Annotated in this window: 22 protein-coding genes; 12 read left to right on the top strand and 10 right to left on the bottom strand. The window is 64.4% G+C overall.

The window, feature by feature from the left end; translation table 11 throughout:
* Positions 1 to 7: 7 nt before the first annotated feature.
* From IVA74_RS17950 to IVA74_RS17935, 4 genes are read left to right on the top strand one after another with little or no spacing between them, the layout of a single operon-like run.
* The gene (locus IVA74_RS17950) at positions 8 to 1,045 is read left to right on the top strand and encodes an NAD(P)-dependent oxidoreductase (RefSeq protein WP_247346675.1); all 1,038 of its coding nucleotides are present in this window, start codon (positions 8 to 10) and stop codon (positions 1,043 to 1,045) included.
* Positions 1,032 to 1,853, top strand: coding sequence for a GNAT family N-acetyltransferase (locus IVA74_RS17945; protein ID WP_247346673.1), 822 nt, complete (start codon positions 1,032 to 1,034; stop codon positions 1,851 to 1,853). The genes IVA74_RS17950 and IVA74_RS17945 overlap by 14 nt, the downstream gene beginning before the upstream one ends.
* Positions 1,854 to 1,859: 6 nt before the next feature.
* Positions 1,860 to 2,915, top strand: coding sequence for a dihydrodipicolinate synthase family protein (locus IVA74_RS17940; protein ID WP_247346662.1), 1,056 nt, complete (start codon positions 1,860 to 1,862; stop codon positions 2,913 to 2,915).
* Positions 2,903 to 3,685: an ABC transporter ATP-binding protein gene (locus IVA74_RS17935; protein ID WP_247346660.1), complete on the top strand. Its 783-nt coding sequence runs from the start codon at positions 2,903 to 2,905 to the stop codon at positions 3,683 to 3,685. Before IVA74_RS17940 ends, IVA74_RS17935 begins: the two co-directional genes overlap by 13 nt.
* A 21-nt stretch (positions 3,686 to 3,706) precedes the next feature.
* On the opposite strand, the gene IVA74_RS17930 is transcribed toward IVA74_RS17935, so the two are convergent.
* From IVA74_RS17930 to IVA74_RS17920, 3 genes are all read right to left on the bottom strand, one after another.
* Positions 3,707 to 4,798 carry a substrate-binding domain-containing protein gene (locus tag IVA74_RS17930; RefSeq protein ID WP_247346658.1) on the bottom strand — a complete coding sequence of 364 codons (1,092 nt, stop codon included), beginning with the start codon at positions 4,796 to 4,798 and terminating at the stop codon, positions 3,707 to 3,709.
* 146 nt (positions 4,799 to 4,944) lie between these two features.
* Positions 4,945 to 5,202 (bottom strand): hypothetical protein, encoded by a 258-nt coding sequence (locus IVA74_RS17925; RefSeq protein ID WP_247346656.1) that lies wholly within the window; start codon positions 5,200 to 5,202, stop codon positions 4,945 to 4,947.
* Positions 5,203 to 5,266: 64 nt separating this feature from the next.
* Entirely contained in the window at positions 5,267 to 6,220 is a 954-nt protein-coding gene (locus IVA74_RS17920) for a DUF2778 domain-containing protein (protein ID WP_247346793.1), read from the bottom strand.
* Between the two features lie 191 nt (positions 6,221 to 6,411).
* On the opposite strand from IVA74_RS17920, the gene IVA74_RS17915 reads away from it, so the two are divergent.
* Both IVA74_RS17915 and IVA74_RS17910 read left to right on the top strand, forming a co-directional pair.
* On the top strand, positions 6,412 to 6,852 hold the full coding sequence (locus IVA74_RS17915; RefSeq protein ID WP_247346654.1) for a DUF1810 domain-containing protein: 441 nt from the start codon (positions 6,412 to 6,414) through the stop codon (positions 6,850 to 6,852).
* An 89-nt stretch (positions 6,853 to 6,941) separates the two neighbouring features.
* On the top strand, positions 6,942 to 9,023 hold the full coding sequence (locus IVA74_RS17910; protein ID WP_247346652.1) for a HAMP domain-containing methyl-accepting chemotaxis protein: 2,082 nt from the start codon (positions 6,942 to 6,944) through the stop codon (positions 9,021 to 9,023).
* A 6-nt stretch (positions 9,024 to 9,029) separates the two neighbouring features.
* Here the strand turns inward: IVA74_RS17910 and IVA74_RS17905 are convergent, their stop codons facing one another.
* Both IVA74_RS17905 and IVA74_RS17900 read right to left on the bottom strand, forming a co-directional pair.
* Positions 9,030 to 9,620, bottom strand: a complete 591-nt coding sequence (locus IVA74_RS17905) for an NAD(P)H-dependent oxidoreductase (protein WP_247346649.1) — start codon at positions 9,618 to 9,620, stop codon at positions 9,030 to 9,032.
* Between the two features lie 45 nt (positions 9,621 to 9,665).
* Entirely contained in the window at positions 9,666 to 10,613 is a 948-nt protein-coding gene (locus tag IVA74_RS17900; protein ID WP_247346647.1) for an AraC family transcriptional regulator, read from the bottom strand.
* Positions 10,614 to 10,916: 303 nt separating this feature from the next.
* Between IVA74_RS17900 and IVA74_RS17895 the strand changes: the two genes are divergently transcribed.
* The 3 genes from IVA74_RS17895 to IVA74_RS17885 are packed head-to-tail and all read left to right on the top strand — an operon-like array spanning position 10,917 to position 13,512.
* Entirely contained in the window at positions 10,917 to 12,023 is a 1,107-nt protein-coding gene (locus IVA74_RS17895; RefSeq protein WP_247346645.1) for a DUF2336 domain-containing protein, read from the top strand.
* Entirely contained in the window at positions 12,020 to 12,340 is a 321-nt protein-coding gene (locus tag IVA74_RS17890; RefSeq protein WP_247346643.1) for a PilZ domain-containing protein, read from the top strand. The genes IVA74_RS17895 and IVA74_RS17890 overlap by 4 nt, the downstream gene beginning before the upstream one ends.
* 50 nt (positions 12,341 to 12,390) lie before the next feature.
* The gene (locus IVA74_RS17885; RefSeq protein WP_247346641.1) at positions 12,391 to 13,512 is read left to right on the top strand and encodes an HD domain-containing phosphohydrolase; all 1,122 of its coding nucleotides are present in this window, start codon (positions 12,391 to 12,393) and stop codon (positions 13,510 to 13,512) included.
* A 52-nt stretch (positions 13,513 to 13,564) separates the two neighbouring features.
* Here IVA74_RS17885 and IVA74_RS17880 read toward each other — a convergent pair whose 3' ends face one another.
* Together IVA74_RS17880 and IVA74_RS17875 are read right to left on the bottom strand one after the other, a co-directional pair.
* Positions 13,565 to 13,768 carry a hypothetical protein gene (locus IVA74_RS17880; protein WP_247346629.1) on the bottom strand — a complete coding sequence of 68 codons (204 nt, stop codon included), beginning with the start codon at positions 13,766 to 13,768 and terminating at the stop codon, positions 13,565 to 13,567.
* A 143-nt stretch (positions 13,769 to 13,911) separates the two neighbouring features.
* Entirely contained in the window at positions 13,912 to 14,589 is a 678-nt protein-coding gene (locus tag IVA74_RS17875) for a nitroreductase (RefSeq protein WP_247346627.1), read from the bottom strand.
* A gap of 116 nt (positions 14,590 to 14,705) precedes the next feature.
* On the opposite strand from IVA74_RS17875, the gene IVA74_RS17870 reads away from it, so the two are divergent.
* Positions 14,706 to 15,668: an alpha/beta hydrolase gene (locus IVA74_RS17870; protein ID WP_247346625.1), complete on the top strand. Its 963-nt coding sequence runs from the start codon at positions 14,706 to 14,708 to the stop codon at positions 15,666 to 15,668.
* Positions 15,669 to 15,673: 5 nt separating this feature from the next.
* Here the strand turns inward: IVA74_RS17870 and IVA74_RS17865 are convergent, their stop codons facing one another.
* Positions 15,674 to 16,096, bottom strand: a complete 423-nt coding sequence (locus tag IVA74_RS17865; RefSeq protein ID WP_247346623.1) for a cupin domain-containing protein — start codon at positions 16,094 to 16,096, stop codon at positions 15,674 to 15,676.
* 189 nt (positions 16,097 to 16,285) lie between these two features.
* Between IVA74_RS17865 and IVA74_RS17860 the strand changes: the two genes are divergently transcribed.
* Both IVA74_RS17860 and IVA74_RS17855 read left to right on the top strand, forming a co-directional pair.
* Positions 16,286 to 16,534 carry a hypothetical protein gene (locus IVA74_RS17860; protein ID WP_247346621.1) on the top strand — a complete coding sequence of 83 codons (249 nt, stop codon included), beginning with the start codon at positions 16,286 to 16,288 and terminating at the stop codon, positions 16,532 to 16,534.
* A 299-nt stretch (positions 16,535 to 16,833) separates the two neighbouring features.
* Positions 16,834 to 17,886 (top strand): type II asparaginase, encoded by a 1,053-nt coding sequence (locus IVA74_RS17855; protein ID WP_247346619.1) that lies wholly within the window; start codon positions 16,834 to 16,836, stop codon positions 17,884 to 17,886.
* Positions 17,887 to 17,902: 16 nt separating this feature from the next.
* Here IVA74_RS17855 and IVA74_RS17850 read toward each other — a convergent pair whose 3' ends face one another.
* Positions 17,903 to 18,778: an MBL fold metallo-hydrolase gene (locus IVA74_RS17850; RefSeq protein ID WP_247346617.1), complete on the bottom strand. Its 876-nt coding sequence runs from the start codon at positions 18,776 to 18,778 to the stop codon at positions 17,903 to 17,905.
* 71 nt (positions 18,779 to 18,849) lie between these two features.
* The gene (locus IVA74_RS17845; RefSeq protein WP_247346615.1) at positions 18,850 to 20,472 is read right to left on the bottom strand and encodes an ABC-F family ATP-binding cassette domain-containing protein; all 1,623 of its coding nucleotides are present in this window, start codon (positions 20,470 to 20,472) and stop codon (positions 18,850 to 18,852) included.
* Positions 20,473 to 20,524 lie beyond the last annotated feature (52 nt).

Raw genomic sequence — 20,524 nt, 5'->3', positions numbered from 1 at the left:
CAGATCCATGCTCCTCACCCGCCAGAACCTGCCGAAGACCATCCCCGATATCGCCGCGCTCGACGATCTCCTGTGCCGCCCAACGCAGGCATTGATCGACGACCTCGCCAAGGTCAGGGGCGACATCATGATCCTCGGCGTGGCCGGCAAGATGGGACCGACCTTGGCGGGGCTCGCAAAAGCCGCGGTGCCCGATCGCCGTGTTATCGGCGTCGCCCGCTTCAGCGACGCAAGCGTCAAGGACTGGCTTCACGCGCGCGGCGTCGAGACGATCAATTGCGATTTGATGGACGAGACCGCAGTTCAGGCGCTGCCGAAGGCGCCCAACATCGTCTTCATGGCCGGCCGCAAATTCGGCGCGGAGGGTGATCTGTCGCTGACCTGGGCGATGAATGCGCACGTGCCCGCGCTGGTCGCCCAGGCCTTCCCGTCGTCGCGGATCGTGGCGTTCTCGACCGGCTGCATCTATCCGTTCGTTCCCGTGGACGGCAAAGGCGCGACCGAGGACATGCCACCGAACCCGCCCGGCGAATACGCCCAGTCCTGCGTCGGCCGCGAACGCATGTTCGAATATTTTTCGCGCAAATTCGGAACGCCCGGACGGCTGTTCCGCCTCAATTATGCGATCGACATGCGCTATGGCGTGCTGCACGACATCGCCGTGAAAGTGCTCACGGGCACGCCAATCGACGTCAGCATCAGTCATGTCAATTTCATCTGGCAGGGCGATGCCTCGTCGCAGGCGCTGCGTTGCCTCTCGCATTGCACGGCGCCGACCTCGCCGATCAATGTCAGCGGCCACGAGATTTTGGCGGTGCGCGATCTCGCGCAAAAATTCGGCGCAAGGTTCGGCCGTGCCCCGGTGCTGACAGGCAAGGAAGAGCCGACGGCGTGGCTGACCGACACGTCCAAGGCGGTCGAGCTGTTCGGCCTGCCCGTCGTCGACACCGAGCAGTTGATCACCTGGACGGCGGACTGGGTGTCCCGCGCCATGCCGAGCCTCGGCAAGCCCACCAAGTACGAGGTGCGCGATGGACGCTACTGACGGCCTGCCCGTCATCAAACTCGGCGTCAAAGACGCCGCTGCGGGCCTGCTCCTCTCGACGGAAGCACACTGGAACCAGACCGAGGAGGACTGGCGCATCTTCCTGCACGAAGGCATCGTATTCGGCATCCGCGACAGCGCGCGACTGGTCGCTACGGCGGCTTTACTCCCCTACCCCGGCAACAACGCCTGGATCAGTATGGTGCTGGTGTCGGCAACGCACCGCCGCCGTGGCCTCGCAACGCGTCTGGTCGATGCCTGCCTGGAGACGGCGTGCAAAAACGGCCTGACGAGCTGGCTCGATGCGACGCCCGACGGCGTCGCCGTCTATGGACCGCTCGGGTTCACGCCGACGCTGCAATTGCGCCGCCTGAAGCTGGTGAAATCAGGTCACGCGGCCGCGCAGGCACCTTCATCCGCGACGCTGGACGCGCTTCGTGCCCGGGACCTGCGGGCTACCGGTTTTGATCGCACCGCCCTGCTCTCTGCCTTTGCGCGGCGCCCCGGCTCACGTATCGTCTCTGCGAACGGCGCCATCGCGCTGGTTCGCGACGGACGCACCGCGCGCCATATCGGCCCCCTGTTTGCCGACGACCCTACAGCTGCGCTGACCCTGGTCGATGCGATCGCGCAATCGGAGAGCGGACCGCTGCTGCTCGACGCCGTCGCGGCGCAAGGCGAATTCCCTGAAGGATTGACCGCATCGGGCTGGACCATCGAGCGGCCGTTCCAGCGCATGCGGTTCGGCCCCGCCACTGCCGCGGGGGAAGACATGCCATTCGCCGTCGCCGGCCCTGAATTCGGATAGGACATCATGCACCACAGCCAGATCAACAGCGAAATCCGCAAGCTGATCGCCGACGGCACCGTGCTGCCGGCGCATCCGCTCGCGCTCACCGCCGAACGCCAGCTCGACCAAAAGCATCAGCGCGCGCTGACGCGCTATTACGTCGACGCCGGCTCCGGCGGCCTTGCGGTCGGCGTGCACACCACACAGTTCGCGATCCGCGATGTCGGCCTCTACCGCCCCGTGCTCGAGCTCGCTGCCGAGACTGCGGCGAACTGGACCAAACGTCCGCTGGCGATGGTCGCAGGCCTCGCCGGCCCGACCCGGCAGGCCGTCACAGAAGCCCGCACCGCGCGCGACATCGGCTATCACGCAGGGCTCCTCAGTCTCGCCGCGATGAAGAGCGCCTCCGAGGACGAGATCATCGCGCATTGCACGGCGGTCGCGGCCGAAATTCCGCTGGTGGGCTTCTATCTCCAGCCGGCGGTCGGCGGCGTAATCCTCTCAAGCCGGTTCTGGCAGCGCTTTGCCTCGATCGACAATGTCATCGCGATCAAGATCGCGCCGTTCAACCGCTATCGGACACTCGACGTGCTGCGCGGCGTCGCCGCGGCCGGCTCGCTCGACCGCGTCGCGATCTACACCGGCAATGACGATCACATCCTGCTCGATTTGATGCTGCCGTTCGACCTGCGCGACAACGGCGTCACCACGCGGACCTACTTCAAGGGCGGCCTGCTCGGCCATTGGTCGGTGTGGACGGCGACCGCGATCAAGCAATTCGAGCGCTGCAAGGCGGCACGGCACAAGGACAGCGTCCCGGCCGATTTGCTCGCGCTCGATGCCCGCGTCACCGATTGCAACAGCGCCTTCTTCGACGTCGCCAATAATTTTCACGGCTGCATCGCCGGCTGCCACGAGGTGCTGCGGCGACAGGGCCTGATGCAGGGCTTGTGGTGCCTCGATCCGAACGAGGGTCTCAGCCCCGGCCAGAAAGACGAGATCGATCGCGTGTACCGCGAGCACGCCGACCTCAGCGACGACGCGTTCGTGGGCGCCAACTTAGACAAATGGCTGGCATGACCGAAGAGCCCTTCATCAGCCTGCGCGGTGTCCGGAAGATTTACCGCAGCCGCGGCGCCGAATTCCTGGCGGTCTCCGACGTCACCATGGACGTGCAGGAAGGTGAGCTCGTCTCGCTGGTCGGCCCGTCCGGCTGCGGCAAGACCACGGTGATGAAGATTCTGGCCGGGCTACACGGCGCCGACGGCGGCACGGTAAAGATCGGCAATGCCAAAAGCCGGTTCGATCCGACCCGCGACGTCGGCATGGTGTTTCAGCAGGCACTGCTGCTGAAATGGCGGACGATCCTGGACAACGTGCTGCTGCCGGCGGAAATCGTGGGCCTGCCGATCAAGGCCGCGCGCGGGCGGGCGCGCGATCTGCTCAATCTGGTCGGGCTCGCGGGCTACGAGGAGAAATATCCGCGAGAGCTATCCGGCGGCATGCAGCAGCGCACCGCAATCGCGCGCGCCTTCATTCACGACCCAAAACTGATCCTGATGGACGAGCCGTTCGGCGCGCTGGACGCGTTGACGCGTGAGCAGATGAATCTGGAGATGCTGCGGATCTGGCGCGAGAGCGGCAAGACCATCGTCTTCGTCACGCACTCGATCCAGGAAGCGGTGTTCCTGTCCTCGCACTGCGCCGTGCTGACCGCTGGCCCGGCAAAGATGGCCGATTATTTCCCGATCGACCTGCCCTTCCCGCGCGACCTTCCGCTCAAGACGACCGACGCGTTCGGCGCCTATGCAAGGCGGGTCTATGAGAAGCTGGGCCTCGGCGCGGCGTGAGCACCGCGCCCCCTCCTGCGATCAGGTCTTGTTGCGCATCTTGCCGAGCAGATAATTGTCGTAATAGTTTTCCGCGATCTGCGTGTAGAACAGCAGCTCCTTCATATACGCGTCGTGGCTCTCCTTGGTGCGCTTGAACAGGTCGCTCTTGGCGGCGAGCTCGTTCAGATGCTCCTGGGTCGCGGTGTAGCAGGCCTCCATCACCGGCTGCGGAAACGCCTTCAGCTCCGCGCCATTGGCGATCAGCCGCTTCAGCGCCGCCGGATTCACGCTGTCGTATTTCTCGAGCATCCAGGCGCCCGCAGCTGACGCCGCCTGGTTGACGATCGCCTGATACTGCTTCGGCAGCGAAGCCCACTTCTCGTCGTTGACGATCATGTGCAGCATGGCGCCCCCTTCCCACCAGCCGGGGAAGTAGTAGTATTTCGCGACCTTCTGGAAACCGAGCTTTTCGTCGTCATAGGGACCGACGAATTCGACCGCGTCGATCGTGCCCTTCTCCAGCGCCGGATAGATGTCGCCGCCCGCGATCTGCTGCGGGACCACGCCGAGGCGCGCCAGCACATGACCGCCCATGCCGGCGATGCGGAATTTCAGACCCTTGAGATCGTCGACCGACTTGATCTCCTTGCGGAACCAGCCGCCCATCTGGGTGCCGGAATTGCCGCAGAGAATGGCGTGGGCCTTGAACGGCTTCAGCGCCTCGTTGGTGAGCTCGGCGCCGCCGCCGAACGCCCACCAGGATTCCTGGTGGCGATGGTTCATGCCGAACGGCGCGCCGGTCGCATAAGCCAGCGCCGGCTCCTTGCCGATGTAGAAATAGAGCGGGGTCTGTGCCATCTCCACGGACGCGACGCTGACGGCATCGAGCGCCTGGAGGCCGGGGACGAGTTCGCCGGCCGCAAAAGTCTGGATCTGGAATTTGTTGTCGGTGGCTTCGGCGACGTATTTCGCAAAGGTCTGCGCCGTGCCGTAGATGGTGTCGAGCGACTTCGGGAAGCTCGAGGTCAGGCGCCATTTGATCTCGGGCGCGCTTTGCGCAATTGCAGGTGCGGCAACCAGCGTCGTCGCACCGGCGACGGCGCCGCCCTTGAGGAATGTACGGCGTTTCATGATGGGTCTCTCCCTGAAGTATGTTTGAATGTACCGGCCTGGAGCAACGACCTTCGCGGGCCCTTGCCTGTTCCTATAGCGGAGTTCAAGTTGTGAGCGGTAGCCCGGATGGAGCGTAACGCAATCCAGGCTACGCAGTGTTGCTCTCAGAGCAGCTTCGCGCTCACGAACAGCGCGCGCACGGCGTTGGTCGCCTGCACTACGAGCATGGCGTTGTCGGCGGCGCCTTCGAGCGCCGCGACCGCGTCTTCATGCAGCGAGCGAAATTCCATCCACTCGACCGATTTGAAGTTGGTGAGGAATTGATAGGCCTGGCCGACGGTCGCAATCGCCAGCGTGTCGCCGTTCAGCTTGATCTTGAACGTCGTGCGCAGCGGGGTCTCGGAATTTTGGGGATCACTCATGGGCTGCTTCTGGACGATGACGGCTTAATGAAGGGAAAACGGCAGCCCCGCCGTTGCAGGCCAATCAGGAGTCGGTGCTCGCGCGCTGCGAGGCGGTCGCCGATCCGTTCAGGCGCGGCACCACGATCAGGCGGTTGAACTCGCCGTTGTCGTAGGCCTTCATGAATCGATCATAGTCCTTGATCGAAACGCAGCCGTTGGAGTCGCCCCGCGGCCCGAGCATGAAATTGTGGGTGAGAAGACCGACGCGGCCGAGCGCGCTGGTGCCCTCCGCGGGGGTCAAGCGCAGCGCGCGGACGCCGTGGAACAGCTTCTCGCGCGGCTTCAGGTCATAGGTCGCGGGCGGGGTCGCGCCGACCATGCGCTGGTCGACATGCTGAGGGTCGTCCATCAGCGCGCCCATGCCCGAATGCGCCTCCAGCGCGATGCCGCTCGGCAGGTAGAGCGCCTTGGCCGAGATGTCATAGACCGCGGTCCGCGAATCGTAGCCGAGGGCGGCGAGATCCGGCGCCTTGCCGAACAGGCCGCTGTCCGGCGTCAGCGAGGCCAGCTTGATCTTGTCGGTGAATTTTTCGAAGAAGTTGCGGTTGTCGATCCTGGGATTGGCATCCGCAAAGGCCTGACTGGAGGCGATCTGGGCGGAGAAGTCCGCCTGGGCCGGGCGCGAGCGCGGCATCGGGACGCCACCATCGGCCCGCTCCGAAGGCCTCGTCTCGTCGACCACGTGCCTGTCGTCATCGGTCAGGGTCGCGCGCCAATCGTCGCCCTGAAGTTTCTGGGCGAGCATCGCCTTTGCGTCGCGCAATTTGAGCTGGACCGCATTCAAGGCGGAGAGCTCCAGCGTCCGCAGGCCGAGTTCGCGGGCGGGCGGACTGCCAGATGTGGAAGCGAAACGATCATCGAACGAAGGGGCATTGGCCGGCGGCAGTGCGGCGGTGGCCAGCGAGGCCGAATCGCCGATATCCGCGACCCAGGCGGCAGCGCCCAGCGCCAGCGCGACGGCGGCCAAAGACAGCAGTATCGTCTCGGCTCGCCCAATACGGCGGCGCGACAATAGCCCCTCGGCTTGTGCGCGGTCGGAAACCATCAGATCCCCAAAATCGACCCCCGGGGGGACCCACCCCCACCCGGAGATTCTATACCAGCTACCACATTGGGAGCCAAAAGTTAGGCATAATCGCGGCCGCCAAGGCTCCCCCAGGGTATCCAATGACCGATCCTTTCGATCTAACGCGCTTCGTCCGGGCCCAGGACCCGGTTTTTCGCGACGTCCAGGAGGAGCTGACCCGGGGCCGAAAGCAGAGCCACTGGATATGGTTCGTCTTCCCGCAGGTCGCCGGCCTCGGCTTCAGCGCCATGTCGCAGCGCTACGCCATCGCCTCCCGCGCCGAGGCCAAGGCCTACCTCGCCCACCCCGTCCTCGGTCCGCGTCTGATCGAATGCACGAGGCTCGTGCTCGCCGTCGAGGGGCGGACCATCGACGCCATCTTCGGTGCGCCCGACGACGCCAAATTCCGCTCGTCGATGACGCTGTTCGGCGCGGTGTCCGACGAACCTGTTTTCGATCAGGCGCTCGCCCGTTATTTTTCGGGCGAGCGCGACGGCGCCACGCTGGAGATCCTCGCCGCCCTTGACCGAAAGGCCAGGTGACCGCGGCCACGAGCGTAAACCCGGGATTAACATCGCCTGCCTATTGTTCGTGCAAAATAATTCCCCCGCGCCAATTGCCGGACAGAATCATGAAAATCGGTACGCTCCTGACCACCGCCATCGTCTCGCTCTCGACCGTGGGCGGCGGCCTCGCCGTCTACGTCGCCGTGACGAAGTACCAGACAATCGAGCGGATCACCGAAGCCCAGGGCCGGCTCGCGATCGTCCGCGCCGTCAGCGACATCCCGCGCTATCTCAATCCCGAACGCGGCTTCTCCACCAACATCCTCTACGGTCCTGCCACGGTCGACCCGGCGCAACTCGCTGAGCAAGGCAAGCTGCGCAAGCAGACCGACGGCGCCCGCGACAGGATGAACGCGCTGCGCAAGGAGCTGCCCGGCCCGTTCGACGACGGCACCGCCCTCGGCGGCAATATCGACGGCATCAACGCGAAGTTCACCGCCCTGCGCGAGGCCATCGACAAGGCGATCGCCGGGCCGGCGGAGGCGCGCAAGGACGCCGCCAAGAAGATCGTCGCCGACAACGCCGTGCTCAACGGCAGCGTGACCGCACTGCTCAACGAGCAGGTGCGCCGCATGGCGATCCTCAATGGCGATGCCTACCGCCAGTCCAACAACGCCAACATCGCCATGACGCTGCGCGACATCGGCGGTCTCAATGCCAGCGTTCACAAGAACCTCGTCGGCGGCAAGAAGGTCGCCACCGATGCCGAGAAGGCCGACGTTGCCCGCATGCAGGGCCGCAGCGACCAGATCGTGATGTCGCTGATGGAATTGCGTGGCAATCCCGCGACCCCGGCCAATGTCGGCAGCGCGCTCGAAACCATGAATTCGCGCTACGTCGAGGAGTTCGGCCGCGAGCTCAAGCTCGTCAAGGACGGCGCCGTCAGCGGCAAATACGAGCACGACGTCGAGACCTATTACGCGGCGTCACAAAAGGGGCTCGGCTCGATCATCGGCGTTCGCGATGCCTTTTACGACAACGCGGAGCAGATCCTCACCGGTGCGTCTTCAGCCGCGCGCACCAGCTTCACGGTCGCTCTCATCGGCCTTCTCGCCGTGCTGATCGCCAGCGCCGGCCTTATCGTCATGGTCCGCCGCCGCGTCTGCGCCCCGATCGTCAACCTGACAACACGGATGTCGCGGCTTGCCGACGGCGATGTTGCGGAAGATATCCCCGGCGCGGAGCGCTCCGATGAAATCGGCGCGATGGCCGCCGCCGTTCAAGTGTTCAAGGACAACATGATCCGGGCCGACCGGCTCGCGGCGGAGAAGCAGACCGAGAACGACGGCAAGATGCGCCGCGCACAGGCGCTCGACGGGCTCACTCGTGCGTTCGAAACCAAGGTCACCGAGCTTGTCGGCGGCCTGTCCCGCGCTTCATCCACTATGGAGAGCACGGCGCAGTCGATGACCACGACGGCGGCCCAGACCAACAGCCAGGCCGCGGTCGTCGCCGCCGCCTCCGAGCAGACCTCGACCAACGTGCAGACCGTCGCCAGCGCCACCGAAGAGCTGACCTCCTCGATCGCGGAGATCGGCCGTCAAGTCGCACAAAGCACCGAGATCGCGGCCCGGGCCGTCGACAACGCCCGCCGCACCGGCGACACCGCGCGCTCGCTGGCCGAGGGCGCGCAGAAGATCGGCGACGTCGTCACGCTGATTCAGAGCATCGCCGAGCAGACCAATCTGCTGGCGCTGAACGCCACCATCGAGGCCGCACGCGCCGGCGACGCCGGCCGCGGCTTTGCGGTGGTTGCGTCCGAGGTGAAGTCGCTGGCGGGCCAGACCGCCAAGGCCACCACCGAAATCTCCGAGCAGATTTCGGCGATCCAGGCCGCGAGCGACGAGACCGTGGCGGCGATCCGCAACGTCGCCGACGTGATCGGCGAGATCGACCAGATCGGCACCGCGATTGCCGCCGCGATCGAGCAACAGGGCTCGGCGACCAAGGAGATTTCACGCAGCGTCCAGGAGGCCGCGCGCGGCACCCAGGAGGTCAACACCAACATATCAGGCGTGCAGCGCGCCGCCGACGACACCGGCACGGCCGCGAGGGAGGTGCTGGGCGCCGCCGAGCAGCTGTCGACGCAGTCACGCGATCTCGCCGGACAGTTCGACCGCTTCCTCGGCGAGGTCAGGGCCGCGTAAGGCCGTTCAATACGGCGGCGCCTTGCGCGCCCGCTGCGCCTTGGCGGCCTCGATCCACCATGCGAGATCGTCGGCGAAGCGCGGGAACGAGCGTTCCAGCGCCTTGCCGCCCTCGCCGATCGGTTCGCCCGCCTCCGACAGCGTCTGCGCGATCGGGCCGACGCCGATGGTGCTCGATACCACCACCATGCCCATCTCCGAGAGCGTGCCATGCCATGCGGTCGAGGCGCGCGCACCCGACAGCCGGCCGGCGGAATAGCTGACGATCGCGGCCGGACGCCAGAACCACTCTTCGAGGAAATGGTCTGTGAGGTTCTTCAACCCCGGCTGGATTCCCCAATTGTATTCGCCGGTAACGAAGACAAAACCGTCTGCGCCGCGGATCTCTCCGGCCAGCTTCTCCAGCGCCTCGGGTGCTGCGCCCTTGGGATATTCCTTGTACATGCGATCGAGCATCGGCAGGCCGATCGCCTTGGCGTCGATCAACACGACGTCGTCGCCGCGGCCGCGCAGGCGATCGATGACGAAATTCGCAAGGCGGATGCCCATGCGGTCGGAACGGTAGGAACCGTACAGGACGAGGATGCGATTACTCATGGCCGCAGTCTAGCACGAAGGCACAGCTCCAATCCATTTATCCCGCTATCGGCCTCGGCCGCGCTCCAGCGTTAGCGATGGCGTCTCGCCGAACTGATCGCGATAGCTTCTGGAGAAGTCGCTGAGATGCCAGAAGCCGAACGCCAGGGCCACGGCCTTGACGCTGTCGGCGCCAGCGAGCAGCCGCTGGCGCACCAGCCACAGCCGGCGCAGGCGCAAATAGCGATGCAGGCTCATGCCGCGATAACGGCGGACGACGTCGTGCATGGTGCGCACGGGCAGGTTAAGCTTGCGCGCGATCTCCTCGCTGTAGATCGGCTGCGAGAGGTCGTCGGACAGAAGCGCGCGAATGTTCCGAAAGATCTTGAAATTCCGCTCGTCGTTGGGACGCAGGGTCCATCGCGCGGGGACAACGCTGTCGAACGCGTCATCGACGGCTCCAAGCAGCGATTCCTTCATGGCTGCGCCCTTCAGCGGCACCTCCGCTGCACCGACGGGTTCCGACGCGGCAGCCAGCACCTCCCGAACTACGCTGCGCAGCCGGTTCAGGCCCGCGACGGGCGTTTCAAAAATCTTGAAGCTCGAGGCTGCGTGGGGCCAGCCGCGATCCATCACCCCCGGCCTGAACACCACCGAGGCAATTTGCCGCTGCACCTCCTCGATGGTGGTGTAAGCGGCGCCGCTGCTGCCGATGACGATAACCGGCCGGGCGCGCTGTGAGCCATTGAAGCGGATGGGCACGTTGAGGTCGTCCATCGTGAACCCGATCGCGGTGCAGTTCTCGACCAGCTGTGCGTCAACGATGCGGGGAAACGCGCGCGTCAAATTCACGTCGCAGCCGGGCAGCGACAGAATCGTCTGCTCGGCCGAAATCCTCCGTACGAAGGGCGTGAACTCGAAATTCAGGCCGCGTATGGCATTCCGAAATTCATCGACGTCGGAAAAACGAAATATCTTTGGCGCCAACCTGGGCGCGTCATCAACACTGTTCATGGCAATACGAAACGTCGCGTCGCAACAGACGCGCGCCCGGCGACGATGCCGGTTCGAGTTTCCCCCTTTCGGCGTCCCGTTGGACCGAAAGAATCATCTTAATCCGTCTCGATCAGTTGGCGAGGGTCCCGTTGAAAGGACAAGTCGCCGGATCAAGCCTCGCCGAATTTCGATATCGTTTCCGGCAGTATCGGCGGTGCACCAATACCCGGGCGCTCAAGGTCTAAATTTCAAATTAACGCCTGTGGGGCACAATGGAGGTCATTGGTTAGTCGAAGTTCATTTTGAATACAGGCCCCTGCCATGACGGCAAATTCGCCTGCTGATATTCTGGTTGAACTGGAAGATGCGGTCGCAACGTGTCCGCCGGACCGCTGCGCACGGATCCTTTCCGGTATTGTGCAGTTGCTCACTGGCAGCGGCGACCGATCTCAGGAATTGCTCTGCGGTGTGGTCGACAGCGTTCTGCTGCGTTTGACGGAACGGGTCGATGCCATTGCTCTGATTCAGCTCAGTGCCGCGCTTGCCGAACTCAAGGCGGCTCCGCCGGAGACGTTGCGGCGGCTCGCCTCGCACGCCGATGCGGACGTGGCGTGTCCCGTCCTGCTCAGATCTCAGGCACTCGCCGCAGCCGACCTCGTGGTGGTCGCAGCCTCCGGTGGCGAGCGGCATCTACGCGCGATCGCCGCCCGCAACGCGATCGAGCCGGCCGTGACCGAGGCGCTGATCAGGCGCGGCAGCTCGATCTGCCTTGCCCTGATCAAGAACCCGGGGGTCGAATTTTCCGACGCGGCTTATGACACGCTGGTCGCGAAGGCCGAGCAGGACGGCGAGATCATGAAGGCGCTGGCGCTGCGGCCCGGCACGCCCGAGCTGGTCGTGCGAAAGCTGCTCTCGGCCTCACCCGGCCCGACGAAGCCAGCCAAGCTCAATGCATCGGAAGTTTCGCCCGCGCAGGTTCCAGCACCGGCTCCGCTCAAGCCCGTCTGTCCGGCCGACTATGCGGGTGCACGGCCGGAGATCGTCGCCCTTAACCGCGTCGGCAAGCTCAACGATTCCACGGTGAACCGCTTCGCGATCCGCGGCGAGACCGCCAACCTGTTCACGGCGCTGTCGGTGCTGTCGGCGGCTCCGATCGAGATTGTCGAGCACGTCATGACCGATGACGACTGCGAGGGGCTGGTCATGGCCTGTCGGGCGTCACGGCTGAACTGGGCAACCACACTTGCGATCCTCACCAATCGCAGCGGCACACGGCTGTCCTTTGCCGAGCGCGAACGTGCGCAACACATGTTCGAGACACTTCTTCTGTCGACCAGCCAATGGACCGTGCGCTGGGGGGAAATCGCAGCAAGCGCCGGCACAAGCGATCGGGGAAATCGCGGCGCGAAAATGGGGATTAACCGATGAAGTTCGATGGTCGCAAGGCGCTTCGCGTGCGGATGGATCACAAGCAGGGCGTCAAGCTGATGGGCTCGGACGGCACCTGGCGACGCAGCTGCATCCTGCTCGACGTGTCTCAGAGCGGCGCGAAGATCGAGGTTGAAGGCACGCTCGACGTGCTCCAGGCCAAGGAGTTCTTCCTGCTGCTGTCCTCGACCGGTCTCGCCTTCCGGCGCTGCGAACTGGTGTGGATCGACGGCACCACGGCCGGCGTTCACTTCATCACCGCAGATAGCAAGAAGAAACCGGCAGCAGCCGCGCAGACTGCCGCTCAGAGGAAATAGGCCCAAGGATTCATCAGCCCCATCCAGTTCCAGCATAATTCAGGTCAACCGTGCAGAACGCGCGAACCATATCCCGCCCGGTCAAAAGCGACGGCGGCATCCGAGAGAAGGAAGCGGCACGCGCGTTCGTGCATGTGCTGGCTGATTCCTCCGACAAATTGTCGAGCGTCTGTTCGATTCTCGCGCAACAGTTTGCCGTCGCAGGCGAACGGCTCGACGCGGAAGCCAAGCTGTCCCAGGTGCCGTTCGCGATCGTCATCCGTGCGGAATTGCGTGACGTTCACACCGTTGCGGCCATCAAGAAACGAGCCGCAAAGCTCGCGAAGGCGACGAAGCGCATCTTCCTGGTCGAGCACTCCTCTCACATGAGTATCTCGCAGGCCTACGCGCTCGGGGCCACGCTCGTCCTTCCCGGGACGATCGACAAGATCAAGCTGCTGGCAGCGCTGGCTGATCCCGCCGAAGAGGCGTCTGCTTCCTCAGGTCACGCGCCGCAGCCGGACAATGCAGTCGAAACCGCGGCGACCGCCATCGCTTCGATGTTCACGGCCGTCACGCTCGGCGAGCCCCTTGACGTCGACGGCACGAAGGAAGCCGGCCGCCAGATCGCCGATCGCATCACCCAGCATGGCCTGTCCGAGTGGCTCACCACGGTGCGGCGCCACCACGAGGGAACCTACCAGCATTGCCTGCTCGTGACCGGCGTGGCGATCGACTTCGGGCTGAGTCTCGGCGTGGGCCGGGCCGATCTCGAGCGGCTGTATTCGGCCGCCATGTTCCACGATATCGGCAAGGCGCAGATCCCGCTCGCGATCCTGGACAAGCCCGGCCGCCTCGATGCGGACGAGCGCACCATGATCGAGACGCATCCGGCCGCGGGCTACGACTTCCTGAAGGATCACGAGAAAATATCTCCGGAGATCCTCGACGCCGTGCGCCACCATCACGAATTTCTCGACGGCAGCGGCTATCCGGATGCGCTCGGGGCCGAGAGCATCGGCGACGTCGTGCGGATTCTCACGATCTCGGACATCTTCGCGGCCCTGATCGAGTATCGGCATTACAAGCCGACACTGCCACGCGGCGAGGCCTATGACATTCTCTGCGGGATGAGCGGAAAGCTGGAGAAGGCACTGCTGACCGCGTTCAGGCAGGTCGCTCTCACGAGGTGAGCGCAGCAACCCGTCTCGACCCAAGTCTAGTGCGCAAGTCTAGTGCCCAAGTCTAGTGCGCGGCGCGATGTCTGGCGCGGCGCGGGATGGACCGGCAGGCCAGCCCTTCGGCCAGCAGCTTCATGTCCTCGTGCCGCCCGCTGCGGATCAGCCGGCCGAGTTCGTCGGGTGTGAAAGGAAGAGTTGGATCATCATCGATCGGGCGCCGCACCCGCGGGCCGAAGAACCGCCGAACCAGGCTAGCCAGCCGCCGCATGTCAATTCCCTCGCGCCAGCAACAAACCTCTCAGTCCGCATATTGTTCCTCCTGCATGATCGAGATTGCAAGAGGCCGCTTGGCTCTACGCCAAAAAAATCGTCGAGAGAATAATCTCCTCTGCGTGCACTACTCGACGTGCACTACTCGGCGAATCCGACATAGCGAACGAAATCGTCATTGCCCTCGCGGTCCGAGCGCACCCCGTTCGCGGCAAAGTTGTCGTCGGGATAGCCCATCGCGACGCAGGTCATGATCACCTCGTCCTCCGGAACGTTTGCGACCTCGCGCACGATGTCGGAGCGCATGATGCCCTGCCCGTTGATCACCGAACCGAGACCGCGGTCCCAGGCCGCGAGCACGATGCCGTAGCAGAGCGCGCCCAGATCGAAATGGCAGACTGCGCCGGGATCCAGCACGCGATCATACGTCAGCACCAGCGAGACCGGCGCGTCGAACTGGCGGAAGCCGCGCAGCACCCAGTCCTGCCGCATCGGCTTGTCGTCGCGCGCGATCCCCATCGCGCCGAACAATTGCTTGGCGATGTCGACCTGCCGTGTCCGGTGAACGCCCTGGTACTCGCCGTGGCTGACGATGTCGCGCTTGACCTTGGCGCCGCCGACCATTTCTTGCATGTTGCGCCGGCGCAGCTGTTCCAGCGGGCTGCCTGTGAGCACGTGGACATGCCAGGGCTGGGTGTTCATCGACGACGGCGCACGCTTGGCGCTGTCGATGATCGCCTCGATCATCGCGCGCGGCACCGGCTCGTTCCTGAAGCCACGCACGCTGCGGCGCGACTGGACCAGCGTTTCGAATTCCACCTCAAGACCTCCCTGCCCGTTCATCCCCTGGCATCGCAACATGCGAGCGGTTGCCGATGCGGCGCGCAATATCTATGCTAACCCGCAAGCAAGACCAAGAACCCTGTGAGGATCCCATGGCCGCACCGCTCGATCCCGTCATCGCCCAGATCATTCCGCTGCTGCCGATGCGCGATCACACGACGATGACGCCACAGAGCGCCCGCGATTCCTTGCGCGCACTGGCTGCCTCGCGCGCGGCCATAGCGCCGCCGCCGGTCGACATCGTCGCGGATATCAAGGTGAAAGGCGGCGCTGGCCCGCTCGATGCACGGGTCTACCGGGTCGGCACCAATCCCGCGCCGACCGTGGTGTTCTTCCATGGTGGCGGCTGGGTCGCGGGCGACCTCGAGACCCATGACCGGCAGGCGCGCAACCTTGCGATCGAGACCGGCGCCGTCGTTATCTCCGTCGACTACCGGCGGCCGCCGGAGACGCGCTTTCCCGGCGCCTTCGAGGACGCCTTCGCCGCGGTCAGCGACATGTTCAACCGCGTCGCGGAATTTGGCGGCGATGCAAAACGCCTCGGCGTTGCCGGCGACAGCGCCGGCGGCAATCTCGCCGCCACCACCGCGATCGCCTGCCGCGACGCCGGCATCAAGCTCGCCGCGCAACTCCTGGTCTATCCCGTGACCGACGTGGTTGGCAGCTATGCGGACCCGCGCGAGAACGCGCCCTTTCCCTCGCGCGCCGAGAATGCCGAAGGCTACTTCCTCTCGCGCGCCGTGATGGAGTGGTTTTGCGGCCACTATCTCGCCGATCCGGCTCACGCGACGGACTGGCGCGTTTCACCGCTACGCGCCACATCGCTCGCCGGCGTCGCGCCCGCGATCGTCACCACAGCCTGGTACGATCCCCTGCGCGACGAGGGCGCGGCCTATGCACGGGCGCTGGAGACGGCCGGTGTGCGGGTGAAGCATCATGAGGGCGCCGGCCTGATCCACGGCTATTTCGGCCTCGGCGACGCCTCCGAGGTGGCGCGCGCCGAAGCGCAGCGTGCACGCGCGGACTTCAAGGCGCTGCTCGCGCGGGGCGTATGAGACCGCTAGGCGCGCCGCGCCGGTTGCGCGTCGGTGCGCCCCCACGTTTCGTCCCAATCCTGCCCGGCGGCATCGACGACGCGGCCGTCGGATTCGAAGAACTTGTTCGGCACCTGGAAGATCGCCAGGATCAAGGCACCCTCCGGGCACCAGGCGGCATGCCGGCTGCCCGCCTCGCGCCAGATGAATTCGCCGGCCTTGCAGGCGATCCCCTTGGCCGGCCCCTCCTTGTCGACGAGAGCGCCCTCGATGACGTAACTCTGCTCGACGCCGACATGCTCGTGATCGGGCAGCACCGATCCCGGCGCAAAGCGCATCAGGGCGGTCATCAGACCGCGCGTCTTCTGCCATTCCATCTCTTGAGGCCGGACCAGATGCGAATGCTGATCAGCGGCGGCCTCCGGCACTTTCGGGATCACGGCGTCCATCACGATGCTCCTCCAGCTAAACTCGGCCGAAGCTAGCAGGGTTGCCCGGCCAGGTCAGCGCGCAGCGCAACACGCCGCAATCCTCCCCCGCGGGTGATCAAAATGGCGCCACAGGCGCCGATCCTGCTTGATTGCGCCACGATTCCCAGTTCCAATCCGCTCGCCATCTTTTGGTTTAGGGAGACAATCATGATGAAGCGGATTTTCCTGGCTGCGATCGTTGCCACCTTTGCAGTGGGTTCGGCTTTCGCGGACGACACCTGCGAGAGCAAGGCGGTCGGCAAGGACGGCAAGGCGCTCGCCGGTGCGGCGAAGACGTCGTTCATGAAGAAATGCAAGGCGGACGCCTGCGCGCCAAAGGCGGTCAGCGCCGACGGCAAGCCGCTCGCCGGCGCCGCCAAGAACAGCTTCATGAAGAAGTGCGAAGTCGGCGCGTAATCGCGCTGCGAATTTGCTGTTGCTTTAGCGCGCAATCGCCAAACGAACTGCGTCATGGCCGGGCTTGTCCCGGCCATTCGCGTGTGTGTTTCCGAATAACAGAGGCGAAGAACTTTTGCCGCCTCCCGCGCGCGCCGACCGCCCAAACCAAATCATCCGAAACCATCGCCACCCTAGACAGAAGGCCTGGGCTGACGGATCATGCAGTGCTGAGCGAAATGGGGCGCATCGACATGGCTTTCTAGAAAAGGGAGGTCGAGATGTGGCAACTTCGAGTGCGTGGTCAGATAATGGCGACAATGAGCTTTCTGTTCGCGCTGCTCATCAGTTTTGACGTCGCGAACGCAAGGGGCTCCGGTCTGCCCAACGTCATGGTTCTGGCAACCGGCGGCACGATCGCCGGCACGGGGGCGAGCAGCACCACCGTGGTCGGTTACACCGCAGCCACGGTGGGCATAGAGACCCTCCTGAACGCCGTCCCCGAACTGAAAACCGTGGCTAACGTCAAGGGCGAGCAGGTTTTCCAGATCGCCAGCGAGAACATGAACAATGACTACTGGCTGAAGCTTGCAAAGCGCGTCAACTCGCTCCTCGCGCAGGACGACGTCGATGGGATTGTGATCACGCACGGGACTGATACGATCGAGGAAACCAGCTATTTTTTGAACCTGGTTGTCAAGAGCAGGAAACCTGTCGTCATCGCGGGCGCGATGCGGCCATCGACAGCGATCAGCGCGGATGGGCCGATCAACCTCTTTAATGCGGTGATCCTCGCAGGCAGTGACGAGGCGGTCGGCAAGGGCATGCTCGTTGCTCTCAACGATCAGATCAACGCGGCGCGCGAGGTGACCAAGAGCAACACCTCGACGGCAGACACCTTCCGCACACCCGAACTCGGCTTTCTCGGCTACATGCAGGGCAACAAGCCGTACTTCTATCGTCAATCGACGCGCCGGCACACGGCGGACTCCGAATTTGACGTTTCTAACCTCGATGTCCTGCCGCAAGTCGACATTGTCTACGGCTACGCCAACATGAACCGGCTCGCGATCGACGCTTTTGTCGCTGCCGGGGCGAAGGGGATCGTGCATGCTGGCGTCGGTGATGGCAGCCTTGCCCGGCCCGCGGTCGAGCCAGCTCTCGATGACGCCCACAAGAAGGGGGTCGCGATCGTTCGCAGCAGCCGTGTCGGGAACGGCATCGTCGCGCGCAATGGGGAAGCCAAGGACGACGAACACGACTTCATCGTCTCGGATACGCTTAATCCTCAGAAGGCGCGTATTTTGCTGATGCTGGCGCTGACCAAGACGACCGACAGCAAGGAGATCCAGCGGATGTTCTACACTTATTAGATCATCCGCTGTCGCCCTACTCCCGCTTGAAGCGATAATCGAGCGCTCCACCGAGCGGCTTGATCAGCCCCACCGTCGGCGTCGGGAAATGCACCGGCAGGATCAGCGTGTCGGTATCGGCAACGGAGGCGAAAAACTTCCGCCGTGACACCGCTGATTGCCTGGCATCCCAATCCGGCTTCGCCGACCAGTCCGGCTCGCGGCACTGGATCTGGTGATGCATGAGATCGCCGGCGACCACCGCCCGCTGGCTTTTTGAGAAAATGTTCACGCAGCAATGACAGGGCGAATGCCCCGGCGTCGGCGTCAGCGTGACGGTGTCGTCTAACGCGTAATCATCATCGACCAATAGCGCCTGCCCGGCTTCGACGATCGGCAGGCAATTGTCGCGAAACACGGTGCCGGGCGGATTGCTGCCCTTGGCATTCTCCGCCTCCCATGCCGCATACTCACCCCTGTGGAAGACGTATTTCGCATTCGGAAACGTCGGCACCCAGCGCCCGTCGCGCAAGCTCGTATTCCAGCCGGTGTGGTCGATATGCAGATGCGTGCAGAAGACGTAGTCGATCTGCTCGAAGCCGATGCCAAGCGCGAACAATTCGTTGCGCCAGCGCTCCTTGCCCGGAAAATCGAACGGCGGCGGATGGCCCTTGTCCTCGCCGGTGCAGGTGTCGACCAGAATAGTGTAGCGTGGCGTCCGCACCACGAAGGTCTGATAGGTGATCACCATCATGCCGCGCGCGGCGTCGAACACCTCAGGCTCCATCGTCGGCAGATGGCGCTTGAACACGCCCTCGTCATAGGCCGGGAAAAAATCCTGCGGCCGCCGCCACGGCCCTTCCCGTTCGATCACCGCATCGATGGTGATGTCGCCGATCCGGAGTTGCTTCATGTTTGTTTCGCTCCCCTTTTTGGAAGGAGCGTAGCGGGCGGCAGCAACGGGTCAAGGCGCGTAGCGGAATGCTAGCTCCGCAGCCCCGGCGCTTCCTGCCCCGTGCGCGCGACGTATTCGGTGTAGCCGCCGCCAAACTGGTGGATGCCCTCCGGCGTCAGCTCCAGCACGCGGTTCGACAGAACGCTGAGAAAATGCCGGTCGTGCGAGACGAACAGCATGGTGCCCTCGAAATCCGACAGCGCCGTGATCAGCATTTCCTTGGTGGCGAGATCGAGATGGTTGGTCGGCTCGTCCAGCACCAGAAAATTCGGCGGATCGAACAGCATCTTGGCCATCACCAGGCGTGCCTTCTCGCCGCCTGACAGCACGCGGCAGCGCTTCTCCACGTCGTCGCCGGAGAAGCCGAAACAGCCGGCGAGCGCGCGCAATGATCCCTGCCCCGCGGTCGGAAACTGTTCTTCCAGCGACTGGAACACGGTGTGCTCGCCGTCGAGCAGGTCCATGGCGTGCTGGGCAAAATAGCCCATCTTGACGCTGCCGCCCACCGCCACGGTGCCCTTGTCGGGCTCGCTCGCGCCGGCGATCAACTTGAGCAGCGTCGACTTGCCGGCGCCGTTGATGCCCATCACGCACCAGCGCTCGCGGCGGCGGATCATGAAATCGAGGCCGTCATAGATGCGCTTGCTGCCATAGCCCTTGTAGACGTTCTTCAACGCCACGACGTCCTCGCCCGAGCGCGGCGCGGGCAGAAAATCGAACGCCACCGTCTGGCGGCGGCGCGGCGGCTCGACCCGCTCGATCTTGTCGAGCTTCTTCACCCGGCTCTGCACCTGAGCGGCATGAGACGCGCGCGCCTTGAAGCGCTCGATGAACTTGATCTCCTTGGCGAGCATCGCCTGCTGGCGCTCGAACTGCGCCTGCTGCTGCTTCTCGTTCAGCGCCCGCTGCTGCTCGTAGAACTCGTAATCGCCGGCATAGGTCGTCAGCGAGCCGCTATCGATCTCGACGACTTTCGAAATCACGCGGTTGATGAACTCGCGGTCGTGCGAGGTCATCAACAGCGTGCCTTCGTAATCGTGCAGGAATTTTTCCAGCCAGATCAGGCTTTCGAGATCGAGATGGTTGCTCGGCTCGTCGAGCAGCATGACATCGGGACGCATCAAGAGAATGCGGGCGAGCGCCACCCGCATCTTCCAGCCGCCGGAGAGCTTGCCGACGTCGCCGTCCATCATCTCCTGGCTGAAGCCGAGGCCTGACAGCGCCTCGCGCGCACGGCCGTCGAGCGCGTAGCCGTCGAGCTCCTCGAACGCGTGCTGCACCTCGCCGTAACGCGCGATGATCTCGTCCATCTGGTCGGCTTTGTCGGGATCGGCCATCGCCGTCTCGAGTTCGCGCAACTCGGCGGCCACCGCACTCACCGGTCCTGCCCCGTCCATGACCTCGGCCACGGCGCTGCGACCGGCCATCTCGCCGACGTCCTGGTTGAAATAGCCGATGGTGATGCCGCGATCGGTCGAGACCTGCCCCTCGTCGGGCAGTTCCTCGCCGGCGATCATCCGGAATAGCGTGGTCTTGCCGGCGCCGTTCGGGCCGACAAGGCCGATCTTCTCGCCCTTATTGAGGGCGGCAGAAGCTTCGATGAACAGGATCTGGTGGCCGGCTTGCTTGCTGACGTTGTCGAGGCGGATCATGGGGTCTTTTTGGGGGATTGTTGCGTTGCAGCGTCATAGGCCATGCCGGCCG

Origin of the sequence: Bradyrhizobium sp. 132, from assembly GCF_023074185.1 — a bacterium.
In the GTDB taxonomy this organism is placed as follows: domain Bacteria; phylum Pseudomonadota; class Alphaproteobacteria; order Rhizobiales; family Xanthobacteraceae; genus Bradyrhizobium.
The sequence above is the reverse complement of the archived record's forward strand: the minus strand, read 5'-3'. Positions and strand labels throughout refer to the sequence as shown.

Coding starts and splice junctions, on each gene's coding strand:
- IVA74_RS17950 (WP_247346675.1), top strand. CDS start 8: ATGCTCCTCACCCGCCAGAACCTGCCGAAGACCATCCCCGATATCGCC.
- IVA74_RS17945 (WP_247346673.1), top strand. CDS start 1,032: ATGGACGCTACTGACGGCCTGCCCGTCATCAAACTCGGCGTCAAAGAC.
- IVA74_RS17940 (WP_247346662.1), top strand. CDS start 1,860: ATGCACCACAGCCAGATCAACAGCGAAATCCGCAAGCTGATCGCCGAC.
- IVA74_RS17935 (WP_247346660.1), top strand. CDS start 2,903: ATGGCTGGCATGACCGAAGAGCCCTTCATCAGCCTGCGCGGTGTCCGG.
- IVA74_RS17930 (WP_247346658.1), bottom strand. CDS start 4,798: ATGAAACGCCGTACATTCCTCAAGGGCGGCGCCGTCGCCGGTGCGACG.
- IVA74_RS17925 (WP_247346656.1), bottom strand. CDS start 5,202: ATGAGTGATCCCCAAAATTCCGAGACCCCGCTGCGCACGACGTTCAAG.
- IVA74_RS17915 (WP_247346654.1), top strand. CDS start 6,412: ATGACCGATCCTTTCGATCTAACGCGCTTCGTCCGGGCCCAGGACCCG.
- IVA74_RS17910 (WP_247346652.1), top strand. CDS start 6,942: ATGAAAATCGGTACGCTCCTGACCACCGCCATCGTCTCGCTCTCGACC.
- IVA74_RS17905 (WP_247346649.1), bottom strand. CDS start 9,620: ATGAGTAATCGCATCCTCGTCCTGTACGGTTCCTACCGTTCCGACCGC.
- IVA74_RS17900 (WP_247346647.1), bottom strand. CDS start 10,613: ATGAACAGTGTTGATGACGCGCCCAGGTTGGCGCCAAAGATATTTCGT.
- IVA74_RS17895 (WP_247346645.1), top strand. CDS start 10,917: ATGACGGCAAATTCGCCTGCTGATATTCTGGTTGAACTGGAAGATGCG.
- IVA74_RS17890 (WP_247346643.1), top strand. CDS start 12,020: ATGAAGTTCGATGGTCGCAAGGCGCTTCGCGTGCGGATGGATCACAAG.
- IVA74_RS17880 (WP_247346629.1), bottom strand. CDS start 13,768: ATGCGGCGGCTGGCTAGCCTGGTTCGGCGGTTCTTCGGCCCGCGGGTG.
- IVA74_RS17870 (WP_247346625.1), top strand. CDS start 14,706: ATGGCCGCACCGCTCGATCCCGTCATCGCCCAGATCATTCCGCTGCTG.
- IVA74_RS17865 (WP_247346623.1), bottom strand. CDS start 16,096: ATGGACGCCGTGATCCCGAAAGTGCCGGAGGCCGCCGCTGATCAGCAT.
- IVA74_RS17860 (WP_247346621.1), top strand. CDS start 16,286: ATGATGAAGCGGATTTTCCTGGCTGCGATCGTTGCCACCTTTGCAGTG.
- IVA74_RS17855 (WP_247346619.1), top strand. CDS start 16,834: ATGAGCTTTCTGTTCGCGCTGCTCATCAGTTTTGACGTCGCGAACGCA.
- IVA74_RS17850 (WP_247346617.1), bottom strand. CDS start 18,778: ATGAAGCAACTCCGGATCGGCGACATCACCATCGATGCGGTGATCGAA.
- IVA74_RS17845 (WP_247346615.1), bottom strand. CDS start 20,472: ATGATCCGCCTCGACAACGTCAGCAAGCAAGCCGGCCACCAGATCCTG.